The 20,495-nt window shown below is 64.2% G+C and carries 22 protein-coding genes and 3 pseudogenes; 12 read left to right on the top strand and 13 right to left on the bottom strand.

The features are described from left to right. The first annotated feature begins 78 nt into the window (after positions 1-78). Positions 79-1,065 carry a helix-turn-helix domain-containing protein gene (locus ACQHGV_RS16540; RefSeq protein WP_440980252.1) on the top strand — a complete coding sequence of 329 codons (987 nt, stop codon included), beginning with the start codon at positions 79-81 and terminating at the stop codon, positions 1,063-1,065. Here the strand turns inward: ACQHGV_RS16540 and ACQHGV_RS16535 are convergent. From ACQHGV_RS16535 to ACQHGV_RS16500, 8 genes are all read right to left on the bottom strand, one after another. Continuing rightward, positions 1,062-2,297: an MFS transporter gene (locus tag ACQHGV_RS16535; protein WP_440980251.1), complete on the bottom strand. Its 1,236-nt coding sequence runs from the start codon at positions 2,295-2,297 to the stop codon at positions 1,062-1,064. The genes ACQHGV_RS16540 and ACQHGV_RS16535 overlap by 4 nt on opposite strands. 19 nt (positions 2,298-2,316) lie before the next feature. After that, a complete protein-coding gene (locus tag ACQHGV_RS16530; RefSeq protein ID WP_440980250.1) occupies positions 2,317-2,982 on the bottom strand; it encodes a hypothetical protein in 666 nt (221 codons plus the stop codon). 26 nt (positions 2,983-3,008) lie between these two features. Then, a complete protein-coding gene (locus ACQHGV_RS16525) occupies positions 3,009-3,200 on the bottom strand; it encodes a hypothetical protein (protein ID WP_440980249.1) in 192 nt (63 codons plus the stop codon). Between the two features lie 157 nt (positions 3,201-3,357). Beyond that, positions 3,358-4,701 (bottom strand): ABC1 kinase family protein, encoded by a 1,344-nt coding sequence (locus ACQHGV_RS16520; protein ID WP_440980248.1) that lies wholly within the window; start codon positions 4,699-4,701, stop codon positions 3,358-3,360. Between the two features lie 241 nt (positions 4,702-4,942). Further along, positions 4,943-5,494: a phosphoribosyltransferase gene (locus ACQHGV_RS16515; RefSeq protein ID WP_440980247.1), complete on the bottom strand. Its 552-nt coding sequence runs from the start codon at positions 5,492-5,494 to the stop codon at positions 4,943-4,945. A 116-nt stretch (positions 5,495-5,610) separates the two neighbouring features. Then, positions 5,611-6,362 (bottom strand): IS5 family transposase gene (locus tag ACQHGV_RS16510; protein ID WP_440980246.1). Its coding sequence is split into 2 segments (ribosomal slippage): positions 5,611-6,032 and positions 6,032-6,362, totalling 753 coding nucleotides; the frame shifts between segments, so codons are not numbered across the junction. Between the two features lie 227 nt (positions 6,363-6,589). Next, positions 6,590-7,027, bottom strand: coding sequence for a MerR family transcriptional regulator (locus ACQHGV_RS16505; RefSeq protein ID WP_440980245.1), 438 nt, complete (start codon positions 7,025-7,027; stop codon positions 6,590-6,592). A gap of 117 nt (positions 7,028-7,144) precedes the next feature. Continuing rightward, positions 7,145-8,188 (bottom strand): mannose-1-phosphate guanylyltransferase/mannose-6-phosphate isomerase, encoded by a 1,044-nt coding sequence (locus ACQHGV_RS16500; RefSeq protein ID WP_440980244.1) that lies wholly within the window; start codon positions 8,186-8,188, stop codon positions 7,145-7,147. 285 nt (positions 8,189-8,473) lie between these two features. On the opposite strand from ACQHGV_RS16500, the gene ACQHGV_RS16495 reads away from it, so the two are divergent. The 8 genes from ACQHGV_RS16495 (at position 8,474) to galU (ending at position 15,136) form a co-directional block, all read left to right on the top strand. Then, a complete protein-coding gene (locus ACQHGV_RS16495) occupies positions 8,474-9,223 on the top strand; it encodes a MauE/DoxX family redox-associated membrane protein (RefSeq protein ID WP_440980243.1) in 750 nt (249 codons plus the stop codon). Positions 9,224-9,288: 65 nt separating this feature from the next. Next, the gene (locus ACQHGV_RS16490) at positions 9,289-10,251 is read left to right on the top strand and encodes a tyrosine-type recombinase/integrase (RefSeq protein WP_440980242.1); all 963 of its coding nucleotides are present in this window, start codon (positions 9,289-9,291) and stop codon (positions 10,249-10,251) included. Positions 10,252-10,291: 40 nt separating this feature from the next. Continuing rightward, complete coding sequence (locus ACQHGV_RS16485; protein ID WP_440980241.1) at positions 10,292-10,585, top strand: hypothetical protein; 294 nt, start codon at positions 10,292-10,294, stop codon at positions 10,583-10,585. A 194-nt stretch (positions 10,586-10,779) separates the two neighbouring features. After that, complete coding sequence (locus ACQHGV_RS16480; RefSeq protein WP_440980240.1) at positions 10,780-11,739, top strand: replication initiator protein A; 960 nt, start codon at positions 10,780-10,782, stop codon at positions 11,737-11,739. 452 nt (positions 11,740-12,191) lie between these two features. Further along, positions 12,192-13,076 (top strand): helix-turn-helix domain-containing protein, encoded by an 885-nt coding sequence (locus ACQHGV_RS16475; RefSeq protein ID WP_440980239.1) that lies wholly within the window; start codon positions 12,192-12,194, stop codon positions 13,074-13,076. Between the two features lie 181 nt (positions 13,077-13,257). After that, positions 13,258-13,911, top strand: a complete 654-nt coding sequence (gene parA, locus ACQHGV_RS16470) for a ParA family partition ATPase (RefSeq protein WP_440980238.1) — start codon at positions 13,258-13,260, stop codon at positions 13,909-13,911. Further along, positions 13,908-14,183 (top strand): ribbon-helix-helix domain-containing protein, encoded by a 276-nt coding sequence (locus ACQHGV_RS16465; protein ID WP_440980237.1) that lies wholly within the window; start codon positions 13,908-13,910, stop codon positions 14,181-14,183. Before parA ends, ACQHGV_RS16465 begins: the two co-directional genes overlap by 4 nt. 77 nt (positions 14,184-14,260) lie before the next feature. Beyond that, complete coding sequence (galU, locus tag ACQHGV_RS16460; RefSeq protein ID WP_440980236.1) at positions 14,261-15,136, top strand: UTP--glucose-1-phosphate uridylyltransferase GalU; 876 nt, start codon at positions 14,261-14,263, stop codon at positions 15,134-15,136. On the opposite strand, the pseudogene ACQHGV_RS16455 reads toward galU, so the two are convergent. Together ACQHGV_RS16455 and ACQHGV_RS16450 are read right to left on the bottom strand one after the other, a co-directional pair. Next, positions 15,131-15,315 (bottom strand): annotated as a pseudogene (locus ACQHGV_RS16455) (IS5/IS1182 family transposase); the annotation flags it as partial. The gene galU and the pseudogene ACQHGV_RS16455 overlap by 6 nt on opposite strands. A gap of 6 nt (positions 15,316-15,321) precedes the next feature. Further along, positions 15,322-16,076, bottom strand: a protein-coding gene (locus ACQHGV_RS16450; protein ID WP_440980235.1) for an IS5 family transposase whose coding sequence is annotated in 2 segments (ribosomal slippage) — positions 15,322-15,743 and positions 15,743-16,076 — 756 coding nt in all. Because the reading frame shifts where the segments join, the coding sequence is not laid out codon by codon here. 108 nt (positions 16,077-16,184) lie between these two features. Here ACQHGV_RS16450 and ACQHGV_RS16445 point away from each other — a divergent pair. Then, positions 16,185-17,402, top strand: coding sequence for an IS701 family transposase (locus ACQHGV_RS16445; protein WP_440980234.1), 1,218 nt, complete (start codon positions 16,185-16,187; stop codon positions 17,400-17,402). A 154-nt stretch (positions 17,403-17,556) separates the two neighbouring features. Here the strand turns inward: ACQHGV_RS16445 and ACQHGV_RS16440 are convergent. The 3 genes and pseudogenes from ACQHGV_RS16440 to ACQHGV_RS16430 all read right to left on the bottom strand — a co-directional run. After that, positions 17,557-17,640, bottom strand: a pseudogene (locus ACQHGV_RS16440) (integrase catalytic subunit); the annotation flags it as partial. A 401-nt stretch (positions 17,641-18,041) separates the two neighbouring features. Continuing rightward, complete coding sequence (locus tag ACQHGV_RS16435) at positions 18,042-18,437, bottom strand: type II toxin-antitoxin system VapC family toxin (RefSeq protein WP_440980233.1); 396 nt, start codon at positions 18,435-18,437, stop codon at positions 18,042-18,044. Continuing rightward, positions 18,430-18,678, bottom strand: coding sequence for an AbrB/MazE/SpoVT family DNA-binding domain-containing protein (locus tag ACQHGV_RS16430; RefSeq protein ID WP_440980232.1), 249 nt, complete (start codon positions 18,676-18,678; stop codon positions 18,430-18,432). Before ACQHGV_RS16430 ends, ACQHGV_RS16435 begins: the two co-directional genes overlap by 8 nt. 231 nt (positions 18,679-18,909) lie before the next feature. Here ACQHGV_RS16430 and ACQHGV_RS16425 point away from each other — a divergent pair, with 231 nt between their 5' ends. Both ACQHGV_RS16425 and ACQHGV_RS16420 read left to right on the top strand, forming a co-directional pair. Further along, positions 18,910-19,494 carry a recombinase family protein gene (locus ACQHGV_RS16425; protein ID WP_440980231.1) on the top strand — a complete coding sequence of 195 codons (585 nt, stop codon included), beginning with the start codon at positions 18,910-18,912 and terminating at the stop codon, positions 19,492-19,494. Positions 19,495-19,637: 143 nt separating this feature from the next. Beyond that, a pseudogene (locus tag ACQHGV_RS16420) lies at positions 19,638-20,465 on the top strand (IS5 family transposase). Positions 20,466-20,495 lie beyond the last annotated feature (30 nt).

Raw genomic sequence — 20,495 nt, 5'->3', positions numbered from 1 at the left:
GGCGACACAGTGTACGAAAGCCCCTAGTCTGCCCCGTCCCCTGGTAGAGGGAACGGCAACGGGAGCGGGCACGCCAAGGTGAAGGAAACCATCGCTTTTTCCAGCGAGGGCATGGATGCGGAGACCGGCTTCGCCCGCTATCGCCAGCTTTATGCGCAGGGTGCCGATGTCGAGCGGCTGGACGGGCCGTTCCATGCGCGCGTCACCGGCTGGCGGTTTCGCCATATGCTGCTGTTCGACCGGCATTTGTCGGGCATGGCGCATGCCCGGGAGGAGCGAGTGCAGGCCGACGGGTTCGACCATATCGTGCTCCACCATGTGCTGGCGGGCACGCTGATCGGCCATGCGCGTAGCGGTTTCGCGCAGGCGGGACCGGGGGACATCGTCTTTCTCGACACGCGGCGCGGCCACCGGACCGAGGCGCATGGCCTGCACATCATCACCGTCAGCATCGCGCGCGACATGATTCATGCCGCGCTGGGCAGCCTGGGCGCGCTGCACGGGCTGGTCGTGCGGGCGCCTGATACGGGGATGTTGAGCGATTTCCTGCAATCCTTGGTCCGGCATGCGCCCACGCTCGATGACCGGCATGACGGGGCTTTTGCCCGCGCGCTGATCGAGCTGTTGCCGACCGCGCTGGGAGGGCCGCGTGACGTGGCGGTGGAGGCCCGGCGGCAGGATCATCTGCGGCGCGAGGCGGTCGAGCAGTTGATCGAACGCGAGATCGATAATCCCAACCTGACCGGTGCGGTCATCGCCGAGCGGGTCGGCGTGTCGCGTGCGACGCTCTATCGCCTCTATCAACGCACTGGCGGGATCGCGCAGCATGTCCGCCGGCGCCGGGTGGATGCGGTGCGCCGCGCGCTGGAGGGCGAGGATATGGTCTCGCTGGACGAGCTGGCGCGCCGTTACGGGCTGGGCGATGCCGGGGCGCTGACCCGCGCCTTTCGCGCCGATCGCGGGGTCGATCCCGACAGCTATCGCCGGACCATGCGCCAGACGCAGGCCGATATGGTCGAGACGGGGACGCGACGCTGGAACGGCTGGATGCGCGAACTCGATTAACGCGCCCGGCGGACCGCAATCCCTGCGGCCGCGCAGCCCAGCATACAGGTCGCCCCCAAGACCATGCCGACCGCATCGGCCAGCCCCGCCAGCGCCTGGCTGGCCAGCCCGACCGCCCATGGGCCGAGCGCGGTGCCCAGCAGCGTGACGATCGTCAGGAAGATCGCCGTCGCCTCGACCCGCAGGCCGGCATCGGTCCGCGCCTGAAGCCCGATCATGGCATTGGCCAGCGCCATCGACAGGCCGCCGACCGCGAGCGTCAGCGCGGCCAGCGCCATCGCGGTCGAGGGGCTGTGCGTCAGCGGCCAGAGCGTAAGGCCGCACAGGCCAAGCCCCAGCAGCATCAATCCCGGCGCGACGCGCGCGCCCTGCCCCAGCCGGTCGGAAAGCCATCCGCCCAGCCCGTGCCCCGCCATCCCGGCCAGCATGATCGCCAGCCCCACCTGCAGGCCAGCCTGGGGCGGCGTCAGGCCATGCTGGCGGATCAACAGGCTGGCCGACCAGCTGGTCAGCGATTGCAGCGCGAGGACGCCGCACAGGGCGGCCAGGATATGCGGGGCAAGCGCGGCCCGGTCGGCGATCATCGCTCGCAGCGCCGATCCCATATGTGCGGTCGCGGGGCGGGCATGGCGCACCGGTTCCCGCCAGAGATACAAAGTCAGGCTGAAGGGCAGCGCCAACAACCCCGCGACGATCAGCACCAGCCGCCACGGCGCGATCCCGGTCTGCGGGGCCAGCGCCGCGAACAGCGCGAGCAGGCCTCCGCCCCCGATCATCGCCACCCCCCGCCCCAGCGAGGCGCCGGCGGTGAAGAAGGCGATGCCCCGCCCGCGATGCGCCGGGATCATGGTCAGGACGATCAGGCCGATCGCAGCCGGGCCGATCGCCGCCTGCGCCAGGCCCATCAGCATCCGGGCGGCAATCAGCGCCTCGACCGACCCCGCCCATCCGCAGGCCAGCGTCGCCAGGCTCGACCCCAGCAACGCCAGCGCGAGCAGCCGGGCAAGCGGCCAGCGCCGCGCGGCCATGATCATCGGGATCACCGCCAGTCCGTTGACCAGCGCGAAGGCCGGCCCCTGGACAAAGCCGATCGCGCCATCACCCAGATGCAGCGTGGTCTTGATCGGCTCGATCAGGATCGACAGCAGGAAACGGTCGCCCACCGCCAGCATATGGACCAGCGCCATCAGCAGCGCGACGCCATAGCCTTTGCGTGGCGCCGATCGGGTCAAATCCGGTTCCGTCCTGTTCTCAGCGTGCTCCCATGGCGCGATCCTGTTGCCAGGCGCCGATAGGGTCGGTCCCGTCATAGGGCGCGGACGGCGCATCCGAAAGCCCGATGCGAACGTGCTCGGGGGGCCAGGCGGCCTGCAAAGCCGATATGTCGTCCCAATCGCCGTCCAGCCACCGCGCGCGGTCCTCAGGGGCGACGATCATCGGCAGGCTGGACCAGGGTGCATGGCCGCTCACGCAGCTCAGCATCGCGAAACAGCGCGCACCGCCATGATCGCGCCACAGCCCCGCCACGGTGAACAAAGGAGTGTCCGCCAGCGTGAACCACGCCGCCCGCCCGCTTCGCACGCCCGAGGGTGACAGCGCGACACAGGCGGCGGTCAGCGGGATCAGGCAACGCTGCGCAGGACGCTCGGCCAGCCGGCGCCACCAGGGCAGTGACAGGCTGAGGATCTGGGTGGTCGGCCAGCACGCCTCGCCCCCGCTGATGTCCCATCGCTGGGTATCCAGGATGAGGCCACCCCCGCCCCGCCGCAGGACGAAGGCGGGATCGCCGGCGCGCAAATCCTGCAACCGCGACCAGGCGCCCCACGACCCCTGCCCGCTTTGGGCCATGGCGAAGTCGCGGCACAGATCGCTCGCCGTCCGGTCCAGCGTCGCGTGGTCCGTCGACGGAGCCGCCATGCCGGCCATCGGATGGGGGCCGATGATCACGGGACGCTGGACCAGAGCCATTTCCGGCGCGTCACCGAATAACGGCGCCGCACCGACTGGCAGAGCAGGACATGACGGCGATGGTCATCCTGCAGGGTCACGACCCGAAACAGGACGAAAACCGTCCGCCAGCTGCGCGTCCGCACGAACGGAAGCGCCAGCGACACCTTGGGGAAGCGCAGCATCACGATAAGGAACTTTGATCGAGGAATGGCGCGGGACGAAGGGGACGTGGTTGGGCACAACCCCATCGCCCCGACGAAGCCAATTTAGATCAAGGGGTTCCGTCTGCCCATCTTGGACACATCATCGTCTCACGAATGAGACGCCGGTGGCGGAGAACCTCTAAACGGACGGTATGTCCGCACCGATCGCGGCTGCGGCCAGCCCGCGCACATCGACCCGGGCCTTCAATCGCGCGCAGAGCAGCGCGCTGCCGCTGATCTTGCGCTGGACGAACAGTGTCTCGACATGCGGGACATGCCAGGTGTCGCGATCGGCGATCATCGGACGCGTTTCTTCGCGGACCACCGGTACGAAGGCGCGGTCGCCGAAGTCGAAGGGCCCCGGCCGCGCCATCGTATCGTCGATCGCGGCGATGATCCGATCGACCGCCGGGCGGTGCGCGGCGACCGCCGCCTCGCCCAGAAAACCCGTTTCCACCGCGATCTCGCGGATGCGGTCGCGGTCATGCGCCAGCCCCGCCTCGATCAGCCGGCGATAGGAGGCGACCGTCTCGGGCGGCACGTTGCGCGCGGCGCCGAAATCGAGCAGGACGAGGCGCCGGGTATCGGGCTGCCATCGGTAATTGGCGAAATTGGGATCTGTCTGCATCATGCCGAAATCGAACAGTTCGTGCAGGACGAGGTCGATCAGCGCGGTCATCGCGCCGTCGCGGGTCGCCTGATCGGCCTCGGCCAGCGTCTCGATCGGCTGGCCGGGGATATAGTCCATCGCCAGCACCAGCGGCGTGGTCAGCGACATCTCCGGCCTGGGCACGACATAGCGCGGATCATCCGCCAGTCGCTCGGCGAAGCGACGCATGCGCTCCGCCTCGCGGATATAATCGGCTTCCTCGGCGAGCTGTGTCTTGGCTTCCGCCAGCAGCGGCTTGAGGTCGATCGCGGGCGGGATCAGGTTGGACACGCGCAGCAGCGTCGCGACATTGTCGACGTCCGAGCCGATGCTGTCGCGCACGCCGGGATATTGGACCTTGATCGCGAGCACCCGGCCATCGGGCAAGGTCGCGCGGTGGACCTGCCCGATCGAGGCGGCCGCCATCGGTGCGGCCTCGAAATGGCGGAAGCGGCGACGCCAGTCGGCGCCCCATTCGGCGCGCAACACCTTATCGAGCTGCGCGGGCGGCATCCGGTAGGCCTGGTCACGGAGCCGTGCGAGGATGGTCTGGAGCTCGGGCGGCAACAGGTCGCCCGCATCCATCGATATCATCTGCCCCAGCTTCATCGCCGCACCGCGCAAATGCGACAGCCGGTCGGCGACGCGCGCGGCATTGCCGGGGGTCAGGACCAGATCGCCCAGTCTCGGCCGCTCGCCCTGCGCCAGACGCCGCGCGCCCTCGGCCAACATGCCGCCGGCGACCCCACCCGCGAGCCGGCCAAACGCGCCAGCGCGGGCGAAGCGGCCGCTGGGCACGGCGCGGTGGGTCGGCTTGTCATTGTCATTGGCCATGCCCGGCATAGCGGCGGGGATAGGGGTTGGTTCCCTCGGTGCCGTGCAAGAGCCAACAGCCCGACCTGTCGGAATGAAGACATGTCGACATGTCTTCAAATAGATGGAGCGAGAGCCGGGTATGGCTCCTGTCTTGAAGATAGCAGGCAGGGAGTGAGGCGCATCCCAATGTTCGGTACACGCCTCCGTCCATGCCGGCGGCTTTAACCCTTATTTCAATCCCCCGGCCGTGTTCCGATGGTCAGCGCAGGATGATGTCGGCGCCATGTTTGTGCGCCCGGATTTCGTCCTCGGTCAGGCCATTGATCTCATGCGGGAAGATGAGCCAGTCATTCGTCTCATGGACGAAAAAGTCGGGCTTGAGATCGGTCACGTTGCGCGACGGCTTGTAATAGACGGTCGCGACCTTCACCGCGTCCGGCAGGTTGTTCCGGCACCGCTGTTTCAGTTCCTTCAGGAGGGCGCGGATCGACCGCCCGGAATCGAAGACATCGTCGATCAGGAGCAGGCGATCCTCGGGGTTGAGGACGTCGACGAGATGGCCCAGGCCATAGATGCGGACCTGCGGCTCCTGCTGGTCGATGCCCGTATAGGAGGCGGTACGGATCGCAATATGGTCGCTCTGAATACCGCGATATTCGAGCAACTCCTGAACCGCGATGCCGACCGGCGCACCGCCGCGCCAGATGCCGACGATATGGGTCGGGCGAAAGCCGGAGTCGAAGACCAGATTGGCCAGGCGGAAGGAATCCTCCAGCAGGCGGTCGGCGGGCAGATAGATTTTGGTGGTCAAGGATCGTCCATCATCGTTGCGGAGCGGGGCACGAAGCCATCGGCCCCTGATAGGCGCTCCGTTTTGGGGGCTCCTGCGGGAAGAGCAACCATGGTTTGACTAGGGCGTGTGGGGATTCATCGTGAATTGATGATGGCGGCGGTGAGGTAGATCATAGCCTCGAAGCTGCGATCGGTTTTGCAGGCACGCATGGCGATGCGTTTGAACTCTTTGAGCTTGCAAAAGAAGTTCTCAATCAGGTGCCGCCACGCATAGATGGCGGGGTCGATTTTGCGTGCGCCGATGCGCCGTGGGTGCTGCGAGATAATCACCGCCGCTCCACGCTCGTCGAGGTCGGCGATGATCGCGTTGCTGTCGAATGCCTTGTCCGCGATCAGGCCATCGAACGCGATCCCGTCGATCAACGGCGGAACGCCGACGGTGTCGAAGCGGTGTCCCGGCATCAGGTGGAAACGCACGAGGTTGCCCAGCGCATCGGTCAGCGCGAGGATCTTGGTCGTCATGCCGCCTTTGGAGCGGCCAATGGCCTGGCTCTGAGTCCCCCTTTTGCGCCCTGCCCGTGGCGGTGGACCTTGACGATCGTCGCATCGACCATGGCATATTCGAGGTCCGGCTCGTCCGACAGTTCATCAAATATCCGTTTGAAGACATCGGCTTCGCGCCAGTCGCGAAAGCGCCGGAAGGCCGTACTCCAGTTGCCGAACCGCTCCGGCAGATCACGCCACGGGCTGCCCGTGCGCGCGATCCACAACACCGCCTCCACAAATAACCGATTGTCTCGGCCACTTCGGCCAGGGTCAGTCCGCTTGCCTAAACAATGCGGCTCGATCTTCGCCCATTGAGCGTCCGTCAGTATGTCCCGATCCATCCGCAGCGTGAATCACATCCATCGCAATTTGTGAATCCCCACAGGCCCTAGGCCGGATTATGGCGAGCGCGTGGGTCGGAAACGTAACGAGGGGCTGTGCCGAGAAAAGTGCCCCGTCATCGTCTCTTTGTTTCGTCATGCGCTACCAGATAACGCGTACGATCGCGTCAGATAATCGACGTGTCGAACTGTCTACATGTCGATCGGTAGTAATTCCTTCTTTCGGATCATTGAGAAAGCGGCCCCGGGCAGGTCTCCGCCTCATGCTCGAAAGACAGCAGGATCGGGCATGGTCCTGCCGCCCCGTTTCCGCACTCGCGCGCCAGATGGTCGAGCGCGGCCCGCGCCTTTTGCAACCCCGCGATCTGCACATCCAGCGCCGCAATCCTCTCCCGCGCCAGATCGCGCACCCGCGCCCGGTCGTCGGTCGCATCCAGCGCCAGCAACGCGCCGATCTGCGCCAGCGTGAAGCCCGCCTGCTGCGCCGAGCGAACGAAGCGAAGTCGCCGCGCATCCTCCTCGCCATAACGCCGGATGCGGCCCGCCCTGCCCGGCCCCTGCGGACGCTCGGGCGTGGCAAGCAGGCCGCGCCGCTGATAATAGCGGATCGTCTCAACCCCCACCCCGCCCTCACGCGCCAGCCGCGCGATCGTCCAGTCGGGCATGATGCCACTCCAACCTGCCAATGACCTTGTGCGGATAAATGCTAGAGAGTTTGTCAGCCTGTTATCGCTGGACGCCAAGCGCGGCGAGATAAGGGGCCGGATCACCGGCCCCGTGATTTAGCGCTTCATGGCCTCAATCAGCTTCTTGACGTCCTGGCTACGTCCACGTGGCAGAATCAGGATGTCTTCGCCGCTTGCTACCACGATCAAGTCCTGTACGCCGACCGCCGCAACACGTACGCCGTCCGTGCGGATCAGGCAGTTCGTGGTATCGATCGCCAGCACCTCGCCGCGATGAGCATTGCCGAAGCCGTCCAGCTCACTGATGGCGTGCAGGGCATCCCAGCTACCGACATCGTTCCAGCCCATGGCGACAGGGACCACCGCAACACGGTCGGCACGTTCCATCACGGCATAATCAATCGAGTCTGACGGGCATGCGGCGAAGGCGGCCTCATCGGGGCAGATGCGCTTGCCGTCGTGCCTGGCGGTACGGACCGCCTCTTCGGCTGCGGCGAGCATGTCCGGCGCATGTCGGCCGAGCTCTTCCAGATAACGGTCGGCACGGAACAGGAAGATACCGCCGTTCCACGCGTAATCGCCCCGCGCGAGCATGGCTTCCGCCCGTTCCAGCTGAGGCTTTTCGACGAAGCGGGCAACCTGATGCACGCCCGGCGCGATCTCGCGACCGACCTGAATCCAGCCATAGCCTGTCTCGGGCGTGTCCGCCGAAATGCCGAAGGTGGCGAGCCAGCCTTGGGATACCATGGGCAGCGCTGCTCGAATGGCGCTGTGGAATGCATCGAGATTTTCGATGACGTGATCTGATGGCATGACCAGCAGCACATCCTCGGGCTGGGCGACAAGAGCCGCCAGCGCGATGGCGGGTGCAGTGTTGCGGGCAACCGGTTCCAGGATCAGTGCCTGGGGCGGGGTGCCTGCTTGGGTCAGCTGGCTTTCGACCAGATCGGCATGGCGTTGTCCCGCCACGACAATCGGGGCTGCAAAACCGTCGGTGTTGGTCCGCTGCGCGGTCAATTGCAGCATCGTCTCGTCCGATGTCAGCGCTAGCAACTGCTTGGGCATTTCCGGCCGGGACATTGGCCATAAACGCGTACCGGACCCGCCGGACAGAATTACCGGTACGATCGAAGTGGTCATGAAGAATCCCTTTTGTCGTCACGCTGCTTTAAAAGAGGTGATCAATTTCAACGCTTATAGTGGCATGCGATGCCTGGTTCCCAGACGCAACAAAACTCAATCTGTTCATGCGCCAATCTCTTCCCGTCATTCTCCCGTAAAAAATGCTCGCTTGGCTCCGTTTGAGTGTCGACATGTAGGTATGTCAAATCCTCGAGACCAATAGACCTGTAATATAACACACCCTTGACTCCGTACCATGGTACGGATGCCATATAGGACGCGCACCCTGATCGGAGAAGAACGATGGCCAGCGCCGCCCCCAGGACCGCAACCCTGTACCGCATGGTGATGGACACGCATGTCTGTCCCTATGGCCTGAAGGCCAGGGATCTGCTGCGACGCCAGGGTTACGCAGTCGAGGATCATGCCTTGCGGACCCGCGAGGAAACCGACGCCTTCAAGGCCGAGCATGGCGTGAAGACCACGCCGCAGGTCTTTATCGGGGGCGAGCGGGTGGGTGGCTATGACGATCTGCGTCGCTTCTTCGGCAAGCGCGTCGTCGATCCCAAGGCCATGACCTATCGCCCGGTCGCGGCGCTGTTCGCCATGACCGCGTTGATGGCGCTGGCCGCGTCGCAGGCGATCTATGCGACGCCCTTCACCCTCCGCGCGGTCGAATGGTTCGTCGCGTTCAGCATGGCGGTGCTGGCGCTGCTGAAGCTCCAGAATGTCGAGAGCTTCGCGACCATGTTCCTGAATTATGACCTGCTCGCCAAGCGCTGGGTCCCCTATTCCTATGTCTATCCCTTTGCCGAAGGGCTGGCCGGCATCCTGATGATCGCCGGCGTGGCGGTCTGGGCGTCGGTGCCGATCGCTTTAGTCATCGGTGGCATCGGCGCGGTGTCAGTCATCAAGGCGGTCTATATCGACCGGCGCGAACTGAAATGCGCCTGTGTCGGCGGATCGAGCAACGTGCCGTTGGGCTTTCTGTCGCTAACCGAAAATCTGATGATGATCGGCATGGCGCTATGGATGCTAATCCGACATGTATGATTGTCGACACCACGACACGTAGACTTGTGAGAGGGGTACGGGGCTGCTAGCATCGGTGCCATTCCATGGCCCGACTGTCCCCCCTCCCCTCGCCCACGCTGCAACTGCCCGCGATCGTTGCCGCGGCGGACGAGCGGGCGCAGAAGCATTTCCTCGAACTCTTCGTCGCCACCATCCGCAATGCGCATACCAGGCGTTCCTATGCGCGCGGCGTGTCCGACTTCCTCGCCTGGTGCGCCGAGCGGGGTGTCGTCACCCTCCCCCAGATCGAGCCCATCCATGTCGCGGCTTGGATCGAGGAACTGGGTCGCGAGCTGTCGGTGCCGACGGTCAAGCAGCGACTGGCGGGGATACGGCATTTGTTCGACTGGCTGGTGCTCTGTCATGTCGTGCCGACCAATCCGGCGATCTCGGTGCGAGGACCGGCCTATAGCGTGCGGCGTGGCAAGACGCCGGTGCTCGACCCTGCCGAGGCGCGAGAGTTGCTCGACAGTATCGACGTGTCGACATGTATAGGCCTTCGCGACCGCGCATTGATCGGGCTGATGGTCTACAGCTTCGCGCGGGTCGGCGCCGCGCTGGCGTGCCGGGTCGAGGATGTGTTCGTCCAGAACCGCCGCCTCTGGGTGCGGCTGCACGAAAAGGGCGGCAAGCGGCACGAAATGCTGTGCCACCATAATCTCGACGAATATCTCCACGCCTATATCGACGGCTGCGGGCTGGCCGAGGATCGCAAGGGCTATCTGTTCCGCACCATCGCGCGCGGCACCGGCCGGCTGTCCCAGACCCCGCTGCCCCAGGCCAATGCCTATCAGATGGTCCGCCGGCGGGCGCTGGCGGCCGGGATCGGTACCGCGATCAACAACCATTGTTTCCGTGCGACGGGGATCACCGCCTATCTGAAGAATGGCGGCACGCTGGAGCGCGCGGCCGCGATGGCCAACCATGCCTCCACCCGCACGACCCAGCTCTATGACCGGCGCTCGGACACGGTGACGCTGGATGAGGTGGAGCGGGTGATTATCTGACGTGTCGGATTGTCGACATGTCTTTAAAGGGGGGTGGGGTATGGAGAATATCACGGCGAACCGACTGGCGGCCGGACCGGTGCTGCGCTTTGCCTATCTCGCGCATCTCGCGCTGGTCTTTCCCGTCAGCCTGCTATTCGGGCTGATCGGCATGATGGGCGGCAGCACGGTCCACTATAATGGCCAGACGGTTCATGGCTTGCCGGCGTTATTCATTGCGCTGGCGCTGGGGGCCATCTTTCCCTTGTTGCCGGCCTTGTGGTTCTGGCTGGGTGTCCTGGTCCTGCGGCTCTTGCGGGGCAGGGGGCCCGGTCTTCGTATCCGGCAGGACTAAAGCCGCGCTCTGCCGGGGCTTTCCGTCCGCTGGCCGCAGCCGGATGGCGCCATGCGATCCCGTCGATAGAAGCACCGCGGCCCCGGCCCAATTCATACTCGAAAGCACGAATTCAACCGCCCACGAGGCTGATTTCCCAAGGGGCAGGGCGCTGGCCCTCCCCAAAGTTCGTGCTTTCGAGTATGAAATCCAACATGACCCGTACGCCCACCTCCGCGCGCAAGAAGGACGCCAGTCCCCCCCGATCGCCGGCCCGCCCGCAGGGCGACCTGTTCCACCTCGACAGCCCGCTGACCAGCGAGATCCGGGGCGAGCGCTCGCTGATGGCCTTTCCCTTCTTCGCGCTCAGCAAGACCGCGTGGATGAAGCCGCTGACCTATCATCACGCCAATGTCTCGATCGACGTCCGGCCCTCGGCGCGGGGGGTGGCGACCATCTATGACAAGGAGATCGTCCTCTACATCGCCAGCCTGATGGCGGGGAAGATCGAGCGTGGCGAGGAGGTGGGGCAGGATTTCATCTTCACCGCGCACGACCTGTTCTCGGTGACGAGCTCCAACCATTCGGCACGCTCCTATCAGCGGCTGTCCGAGGCGCTGGAGCGCCTGCAGGGCACGCAGATCAAAACCAATATCGAGGCGGGCGGCGAGGGAGAGGAAGGCTTCTTCTCCTGGCTGTCCGAGGCGCGGCTGCATTATTCCAAGACGCGCACCGGCGAACGGCGGCTGAAGGCGGTCAAGGTGCGACTGTGCGACTGGCTCCACCGCGCCATCCTGCGCGATCGGCAGGTGCTGGCCTATGCGGCGGCCTATTTCCAGCTCGGCCCGGTCGAACGACGTATCTACGAGGTGGCGCGCGCGACCGCCGAGGAGGGGCGGCTGGAGATCGATCTGGCGACCTTCCGGCTTCAGATCGGCTATCAGAACCCGCTCGCCAATTTCCGCGCCGCGATGAAGGCGATCGCGCAGGCCGACGCCATTCCTGATTACCAGGTCGAAGTCATCGAGGATGTCGAGGCCGAGGAACCCGCCGAGGGCAGGGGGCGGGGGCGGCGCGCGCCCTCCGCCCGGGTGATCGTGACCGCGCGTCCGCCAGCGCTGGCGGATGAGGTTTCGGAGACACCCCGAATCCCATCGGTGCCTATCGAGGCGTGATTCGCGGGGGCAACCCAATTCATACTTGATAGCACGAATTGCAGGGTTGAATTCATACTCGAAAGCACGAATGCTCTGCCGAATTCATATCCGATAGCACGAATGACGCGCCCGAATTTTGTAATTCGGGCGCTGTTTTTTTGAATTCATACTCGAAAGCACGAATCGTCACGGCTTACTTTGTTGGAGATTTACTGCAAGGTTAACCCATATCGCGGGTCGAGACCTGTGAAGGCAGCATATGGGAGCGGTCGTGACCACATAAAGGAAAGCCCGGCACGAAGGCCGGGCATCCCAGGTATTACAGGAGCGACGTCGCCAAACGTCGATCCGGGGCATCACACACCCCCTCCTGATACGCCTGTCGCCCCTGCGGTTCAAGGATGCGCGCTTCGCGCCACGCCCTTTATTGTCCTTTTTTTGGTCCGGCCCCGGAAATAAGGGGAAGGAAGATGACGGCGTTCACCTTTGGTGAAGCGACGACGCGCGCGCTTGCGCAGGCCGCGGCCACGCGATCGGGGACATCCGTGCGCATGGGCCATCGCACCGGTGCCCGCGTCCGCCGCGACAGCATCGAGGCGGGGACGTTCGAGGACATGTTCTTCGCGACGCCGGCCAAGGGCGAGTGCGACCGGCTGATCCGCATGGCACGCACCGCGCTCGATGCCGGTCGGCGGATCAAGCGCGAGGCGCGGGGGCAGGGCAGGGCGTTGACCGGCCTCGAACAGGCGCTGGCCAGCCTGACGGCGGGGGCGGTGCGGGTCTATGAGGAGCTGTGCACGCTCGCCCGGCTCAATGCGGGCCGTGTCTATCCCAGCTATGACCGACTGGCCGCCGCGACCGCGCTCGGCCGTGCCACCGTCGCGCGTGCGCTCCAGATCCTGGAGGATGCCGGTTTCCTCGTCCGCCAGCGCCGGTTCCGCCGGGTGGAAGGCGAGGGTCCGGGGCCGCGCTGGGAACAGACCTCCAACGCCTATCGCCCGGTCGTGCCCAAGCGGCTGTTATCGCTGCTGCCCCGCTGGCTCCGCCCCGCCCCGGTTCCCGACGATGCCCTTCAGCATGTGACGGAGCAGGCCGAGGAACAGGAACGGCTCAAGGCGCAGCTGACCTGTCGCGAATTGGCGCGGTTCACCGTGGGCGGAGCGTTGGGCCGCGTACTGGCCCGGCTGGGTGGTGCCCTTGATCGACAGAAGCCAGTGCGAGAGTCTCACACTGATCCTGAACCCCTCTCAAATTTGTTTGAAAGGGAGCCAGATGGCTCACCCTCGCCGGGTGAGGCACCATTTCTGACCCTAAGATTGAACGAAATGAAAACCACAGACGACACAGTCCGCTGAACTGACAGGAAGCGCCGGCTTCGCCGTCGCCATGCTCCCTAGGAGGAGCAAGCGGATACGCCAGCCGGTCTTTCGCCGCGCAAGGTCGTGTGGAAATGGAAGGCAGAAACAGGAATGACCAGTCGCTCTTGTGTCGATTCATTCTCGACACGTCGGCCTGTCGACATGTAGTCCATATAACATGCCAACAATCGCGATCATCAGCCAAAAGGGCGGTGCGGGAAAAACGACCCTGGCCATCCATCTTGCCGCCGCAGGACAGGAAGCGGGACAGGTGTCGCTCATCATCGACACCGATCCCCAGGCGACTGCCAGCCAATGGGCGTCCTGGCGCCACGACGCGCCGCCCGAAGTCATCGACAGCCCACCCCCGCGCCTCGCCGCCAAGGTCGAACAGGCCAGGGGACAGGGGGCCAAGCTGATCGTCATCGACACGCCCCCACACGCCGACAGCGCCGCCCGCGCCGCAGTCGAGGCGGCCGACCTGGTGCTGATCCCCTGCCGGCCGAGCGCCTTCGACCTCTCGGCGATCCAGACGACCGCCAAACTGGTCCAGCTGCTGCGCAAACCAGCCTTCGTCGTGTTCACCGCCGGCAATCCCAACGCCCCGCGCGTCTATGCCGAGGCGGGTGAACTGGTCGAAAGCTATGGCACCCCGCCATGCCCCGTCCTGATCCCCGACCGGGCCGCGTACCGCCACGCCTCGGCGGAGGGGCGTACAGTCATGGAAACCGAACCGGCGGGCAAGGCGGCCGAAGAAATTCGTGAACTCTACAAGTGGACATGTCGACAACTAGACCTGCCTGTCCCTCGTTTTAAGAAGGTCCCTGCATGAGCCGCAAACCCAGCTTCGCCAATCTGCGCGATCGTACCGCGCCAGTCGCGGCGCACGCCCATCAAACTCCCGTTACTAATAGCGATGATGGAAGAGCCAGTCGTCCTGCTAGTCGAGAGGGCCGCAAACAAATCGCTGGCTTCTTCACGCCCGAAATGTCTTTAGCGATGCATATGATGGCACGACGACAGGGGCGAAGCCTTCAGGCGCTAATGGCAGAGGCGTTTGACGATGTGCTGCGCAAATATGGGGAAAGCCCGGTGGGGGGATGAAACTGCGGCTTTTGAGACAGGCTGACGTTGTTAGGTTCAAACTCGTCGGATAGTGCCTCAGCCACACAGGAGGTTTCATGACGATCAAGAAAGTGCGCAAGGCCGTGTTTCCGGTGGCGGGTCTGGGGACGCGATTCCTGCCGGCGACCAAGGCGATGCCGAAGGAAATGCTGACCGTCGTCGACAAGCCGCTGATCCAATATGCGGTCGAGGAAGCGCTCGAAGCCGGGATCGAGCAGATCATCTTCGTCACCGGGCGCGGCAAGGGCGCGCTCGAGGACCATTTCGACATCTCCTACGAGCTCGAGGCCACGATGAAGGCGCGGGGCAAGAGCCTCGCGGTGCTCGACGGCATCCGCCAGAAGCCGGGCAGCCCGGTCTATGTCCGCCAGCAGGAGCCGCTGGGCCTGGGTCATGCGGTATGGTGCGCGCGCGAGATCGTCGGCGACGAGCCGTTCGCGGTGCTGCTGCCCGACGAACTGATGATCGGCGGCTTCATGAAGCAGATGGTCGAGGCCTATGACCAAGTCGGCGGCAACGTCATCGGCGCGCTGGAAGTGCCCGACAGCGAGACCGACAAATATGGCATCATCTCGCCCGGCAAGCAGGACGGCCGCCTGACCGAGGTCACCGCGCTGGTCGAAAAGCCCAAGGGCAAGGCGCCGTCGAACCTGATGATCCCGGGCCGCTATATCCTCCAGCCCGAGGTGATGGACATCCTCGACGCGCAGGAGCCGGGCGCGGGCGGCGAAATCCAGCTGACCGACGCGATGGCCAAGCTGATCGGCAAGCAGCCCTTCCACGGCTTCACCTTCGACGGTCAGCGTTACGACTGCGGCGACAAGGCCGGCTGGCTGACCGCGAACCTGGCGTTGGGCGTCGCGCGCGAGGACATCGGTCCGGCGGTGCGGGAGTTCGCCAAGACGCTATTCGCCTTAGAACCCGGCTCATAATTCGGGTCTTGCGATGCGGCGTGTCATTCTCCTGACAGAGGCGATGATGAGCCAATCTCAGCGGAAGCGACGGAGGCCTCCCAGTCCTTTGCGAGGCGCCGGCCGCGATTGAGCTAGGCAATGGTACGTTCGACCACCCATCTGCGCGGCAGTACGACGAAGCCCCGAGGCTCAGAACTCATTGATTACAGCCAGAAGATGACGGATGCGGCGAGAGCAATGGCGGACATGAAGGCGTGAGCGCATCGGTCGTAGCGGGTATGGATGCGTCGCCAGTCCTTGAGGCGGCCGAACATGTTCTCGATCCTGTGACGACGGCGGTAGAGTGCAGCATCATGTGGGATCAGGACCTTGCGGCCTTTGCGTGACGGGATGCACGCGCTGGTGCCACGCGCGGCAAGCGCCTGGCGGAACCAGTCGGCGTCATAGCCGCGATCGGCGAGCAGCACCGCAGCAGGCGGCATCGCCTCGAACATGAGGGCCGCTCCCTTATAGTCGCTCATCTGCCCTTCAGTGAGTAGCATGACGCGCGGGCGTCCCCGATCGTCGCAGACGGCGTGCAGCTTGGAGTTCAGGCCGCCTCTGGTGCGGCCGATACATCGGGGAAGAGCCCCTTTTTGAGCAGGCTGGCTGCCGTCCGGTGCGCTTTCAGATGCGTGGCATCGATCATCAGCTGATCCGGTGGTCCGCCCTCGGCTGCCAGTCCGGCAAAGATCCGGTTGAACACGCCCATCCGGCTCCAACGGATGAACCTGTTGTAGATCGTCTTGGGCGGACCGTAAGCCGCTGGTGCATCCCGCCAGCGCAGACCGTTGCGGATCACGAAGATGATGCCGCTGACGATCCGCCGGTCATCCACGCGCGGCACGCCATGCGACAGCGGAAAGTACGGCTCGATCCGCCGCATCTGCTTGTCCGTCAGCCAAAACAGGTCACTCATCGACAGCTCCTCCTCCACCAATGAATCAACCACGCCTCATCTACGCAAGCTATTTAATAGGTCCTGAGCCTAGCATTACAGTTGCGTTCTTGATCGTGTTCTGAATCAATGGGTCACCATGACGAGGAGGTTGTGGTGACGGGAGTATCGGTCGAGGCGACGCTGGAGCTTTGGGCATCATCGCTGCGCGAGGTGAAAGCGCGGATGCGGCCATTGTTCAGCCAGGCGCGTGTTGCGGCATCGGCGAACAGTTTTCTGGATGGCCTGCTGGGCGACGAGCGCCGCAAGACCGGGTGGATGCGGGCCGAGGCGGCCGGCGATGCGGGGCCATGGCGACAGCAGGCGATCCTGGGCCGCGGACGGTGGGATGCGGATGCCCTGCGCGACGTCGTGCGCGACTATGCGCTTGAGCACTTGGGCGCTGATGATGCGGTGCTGGTCATTGATGAGACCGGATTCCTGAAGCAGGGCAAGGCGTCGGGTGGCGTGGGGCGCCAATATACCGGGTCGGCCGGCAAGGTGACCAACTGCCAGATCGGCGTGTTCGCCGCGTATGTCTCGAGCAAGGGCCATGCTTTCGTCGACCGTGCGCTCTATCTGCCGAGGAGCTGGACCGCCGACCCGGAACGCCTGGCGGCTGCGCATGTGCCGGAGGGCACGGCATTCGCCACCAAGCCGGCGCTGGCAGTGAAGATGATCGAACGCGCGCTCGCAGCGTGTATGCCGTTCGCATGGGTCGCGGCGGATGCGGTCTACGGCGTCGGCGACGTCGAGCAGGTGCTGCGCCGTGCCGGCAAGGGCTATGTGCTGGGCGTGAAGGGCGACCATCGCTTCGGCTCATGGGGCGACAAGCCGGTGGTTGCGGGCACCGCCGCGCAGATCGCAAACGACCTCGATCCGGCTGGCTGGCAGCGTCTGCCGGCGGGTCAGGGCACCAAGGGCGAACGCCTCCACGACTGGGCCTATTTCGAGCTCGCCGACCTCGAAGCCGACGAATATGTCGATGGCGCAACCGGGACATGGACCAGGGGCCTGTTGATCCGCCGCCACCTTGCCGGTGATGACCTTGCCTTCTTCACCACCTGGTGCCCGGCCGGCACGACCATCGAAACCCTGGTCGGGGTGGAAGGACATCGCTGGGCCATCGAGGACAGCTTCGAGACCGCCAAGAACGAACTAGGCCTCGACCACAACGAAACCCGCTCCTGGCATGGCTGGCATCGGCACGTCTCGCTCGTCATGCTGGCCTTCGCCATGCTGGCGGCCATTCGCACCCGTGCCAATGCCGCGCCCCCAAAAAGAGCTTGGACGAGGCCGCGGGCCTGATCCGCTGGTCCGTCCAGGAAATTCGTCGTATCGCCATCCGGCTAGCCCAGCGCCGCATCGAGCCTCGTCACGTCATCGCATGGTCATGCTGGCGACGCGCCCATCAAGCCGCCGCTCGACAGGCGCATGTTCGATCAACAACGCAACTGTAATGCTAGTGCATTGTCGTTTCCGCCGCCATTGGCGGGCATAGATGAAGCGCAGCGGAACCGGAGGCTACCAATGGCGGTGTTGCCGCATTAATCGTTCGCGTAGCGAATGGACCGCTTGCGATTTCGTCGCCCAGGAATGACAGAAATGACTCCGGCATCACAATATTGGCCAAAATACCGATCACACTCAAACCACCCGCCGCCTGCCCCACACCCACCCACTATGGGGCTGGATTTGCGGCACTAGAGCGTTTTCCGACCAGGTTGGATCACCTGGCACGGTGGTGATTTAGGATCGGGGCAAGGCGGGAGGAGGGCGCGATGCCATCGCATCGTGACCGACGAGCAACGCCACCCCGGATCGAAAGCGCCCCCCCGCGTTAGCGGTCGCCCGCAGGGCGATGACGGTGGTTCAACCTGGTCGGAAAGCGCTCTAGCCGGGACGGCAGCATCGTGGGTAGCTGATGGTAGCGGGGTCTGATCCTCGCTACCTGATCACCATCACTTCGACACCGACTTCTTCCGCGATGGTCGACCAGTCGCGATCACTAGTCAGGGCAACTGCGTTACGCACTCGCGCCAACGCCAGGCAGGTGCGATCACCAAGGGATAGGCCAGCCGATCGCGTTTCTTTGCGAAAGAACCCCGCCGTCAACGCCTGCTCCTGATCCACCGGCACAATCTCAACGTCGAGCTGATCCATGATTTCGAGGATTTGATCACCAGGGATGCCCCGGTCGACAAGCTTCGCGACAACCTCGGAAAGATTGACTGTGCTGACGAGCGCACCGCTCATTCGTTGGGCAATGACATCTGCTCCAGCTTCGTTGAAAAATGCTGCGAGCAACGCCGATGCGTCAAGAACGTACAAGGTGTCAGTCATGCTTAGCCTCGGTACGACGGTCGGCAATCAACTCATCTACGACCGAACCGTCGATCGGAGCATAGGGCTGTAGCATGGTCTGAATATGCTTCAAAACGTCACGGCGTGGCCGGATATGCAATTCTCCGTCAATAACACGCATCACTACCTGATCGCCATCCGACAGGCCAAGCTGCCTACGCACGTCAGAGGGGAGTTGAAGTCGGCCCCCACTGACGAGTTTGCCACTATAGGCATTCATTGTACCCACTCCGTATATGCTACATATGGATATGCTAAATACAGGTAATGCCGAATGACGGCAATGGCATCCCTTTATGTCGGCCACTTGGTTACATCATGTGACAAAACGGGTATACCGTGATGGAACACTACTCATGAAACACTCATTGCGTCTAATCAGGGTTGTTCGCAGCGATATTGAACAGATGCCGCTGAGGGTCTAGAAGCTGATCGAACAGAAAGGGCCTTCATGACGTTTTTCGGCTATGCGCGCGTGTCAACGCTCGATCAGGACCTGAGCATCCAGGAAGCCGCGCTGCGCGCGGCTGGATGCCAGACGATCCGATCGGAGAAAAAGTCCGGCACGGATCGCGGCGGGCGGACCGAGCTGCAGATCCTGCTCGACTTCCTGCGCGAAGGCGACACGCTGGTCGTCACGCGTATCGACCGGCTGGCGCGATCGATGAAGGACCTTCAGGACATCGTCCACGAGCTGAAGGGCAGGGGCGTAGCGCTTAAGGCTACCGAGCAGCCGATCGATACGACGACGGCCGCCGGCAAGGCGTTCCTCGACATGCTGGGGGTGTTCGCAGAGTTCGAGACGAACCTGCGCAAGGAACGCCAGGCGGAAGGCATCGCGGCGGCCAAGGCGCGCGGCGTCTACAAAGGCGGCAAGCCCCGCATCGATCCCGACGCGGTACGCAGGCTGGCGGTGGAGGGTGTCCGCCCGGCGCACATCGCGCGCCAGCTCGGTATCTCGCGCGGGACGGTCTATCGCTTCCTGCCGGCGTCACCGGCGCGGGCCTATCGGGGGTATGATGCCGATCCGTCCTGAACATCTCTATCTCTACCCGATCGACTGGCGGCATATCTCGCACTTTGTCCGGTTCGTGCGCGCTAAGAGCCCGACCGAAAATTGAGTTGAGCAATTTCAGTCGGTTGTGATTCACCGAGGGTTGCGAAGACCACGGGGATCACATGGGCTTGACCGAAACCGCTCGGCGCGAGCATGACAGAAGCAGGCTGCGCTACGCAAGTGACTGCACCGACCGGGAATGGGCGATCATCGCCCCACTGCTGGCGCGAACGACGAAGGTAGGTCGCCCGCATCTGCACCGGGCACGAGATCTGTAGAACGCGATCCAGTACCTCGCGGCGACGGGGTGTCAGTGGGCGCAGTTGCCCAAGGACTTCCCGCCGTTCACGACGGTGCAGTACCGTTTTTACCGGATGCGCGACGGCGGCCTGCTTGACGCGATCAACGCGGTGCTGGTGGCCGGGGTACGGGTCGCGGAGGGCAGCAAGGCCGAGCCGACCGCCGGCATCATCGACAGTCAATCGGCCAAGACCACCGAGGCGGGCGGGCCCGGCGGTTATGATGCCGGCAAGAAAACCAACGGCCGCAAACGTCACATCGCAACCGACACGGCAGGCAACCTGCTCGATGCACTGGTCCATTCCGCCGACATCCAGGACCGTGACGGCGCACCGGCCCTCATCGAGCGCAGTCGGGAGGCATATCCCTCGCTCGTCCGCTTCTTCGCCGACGGCGGCTATACCGGGCAGAAGCTTCAGAACGCCATCGCGCATCTCGACCGCCTTGCCATCGAGATCATCAAACGTTTCGATGCCCATCACTTCGTCATCCTGCCCCGCCGCTGGGTCGTCGAGCGCCCAATCGCCTGGCTCAACCGATGCCGACGCCTCGCAAAGGACTGGGAGGCTTCCATCGCCTCCTCCGAGGCATGGCTCCTCATCGCTTCCATCAGACGAATGACGCTGCGCCTCGCAAAGCTCGAATTATGAGGCGGGCTCTCAGAGACTGTTTGAGAATGG

Source organism: Sphingomonas pseudosanguinis, from assembly GCF_052056765.1.
Taxonomy (GTDB): Bacteria; Pseudomonadota; Alphaproteobacteria; order Sphingomonadales; family Sphingomonadaceae; genus Sphingomonas; species Sphingomonas pseudosanguinis.
The sequence above is the reverse complement of the archived record's forward strand: the minus strand, read 5'-3'. Positions and strand labels throughout refer to the sequence as shown.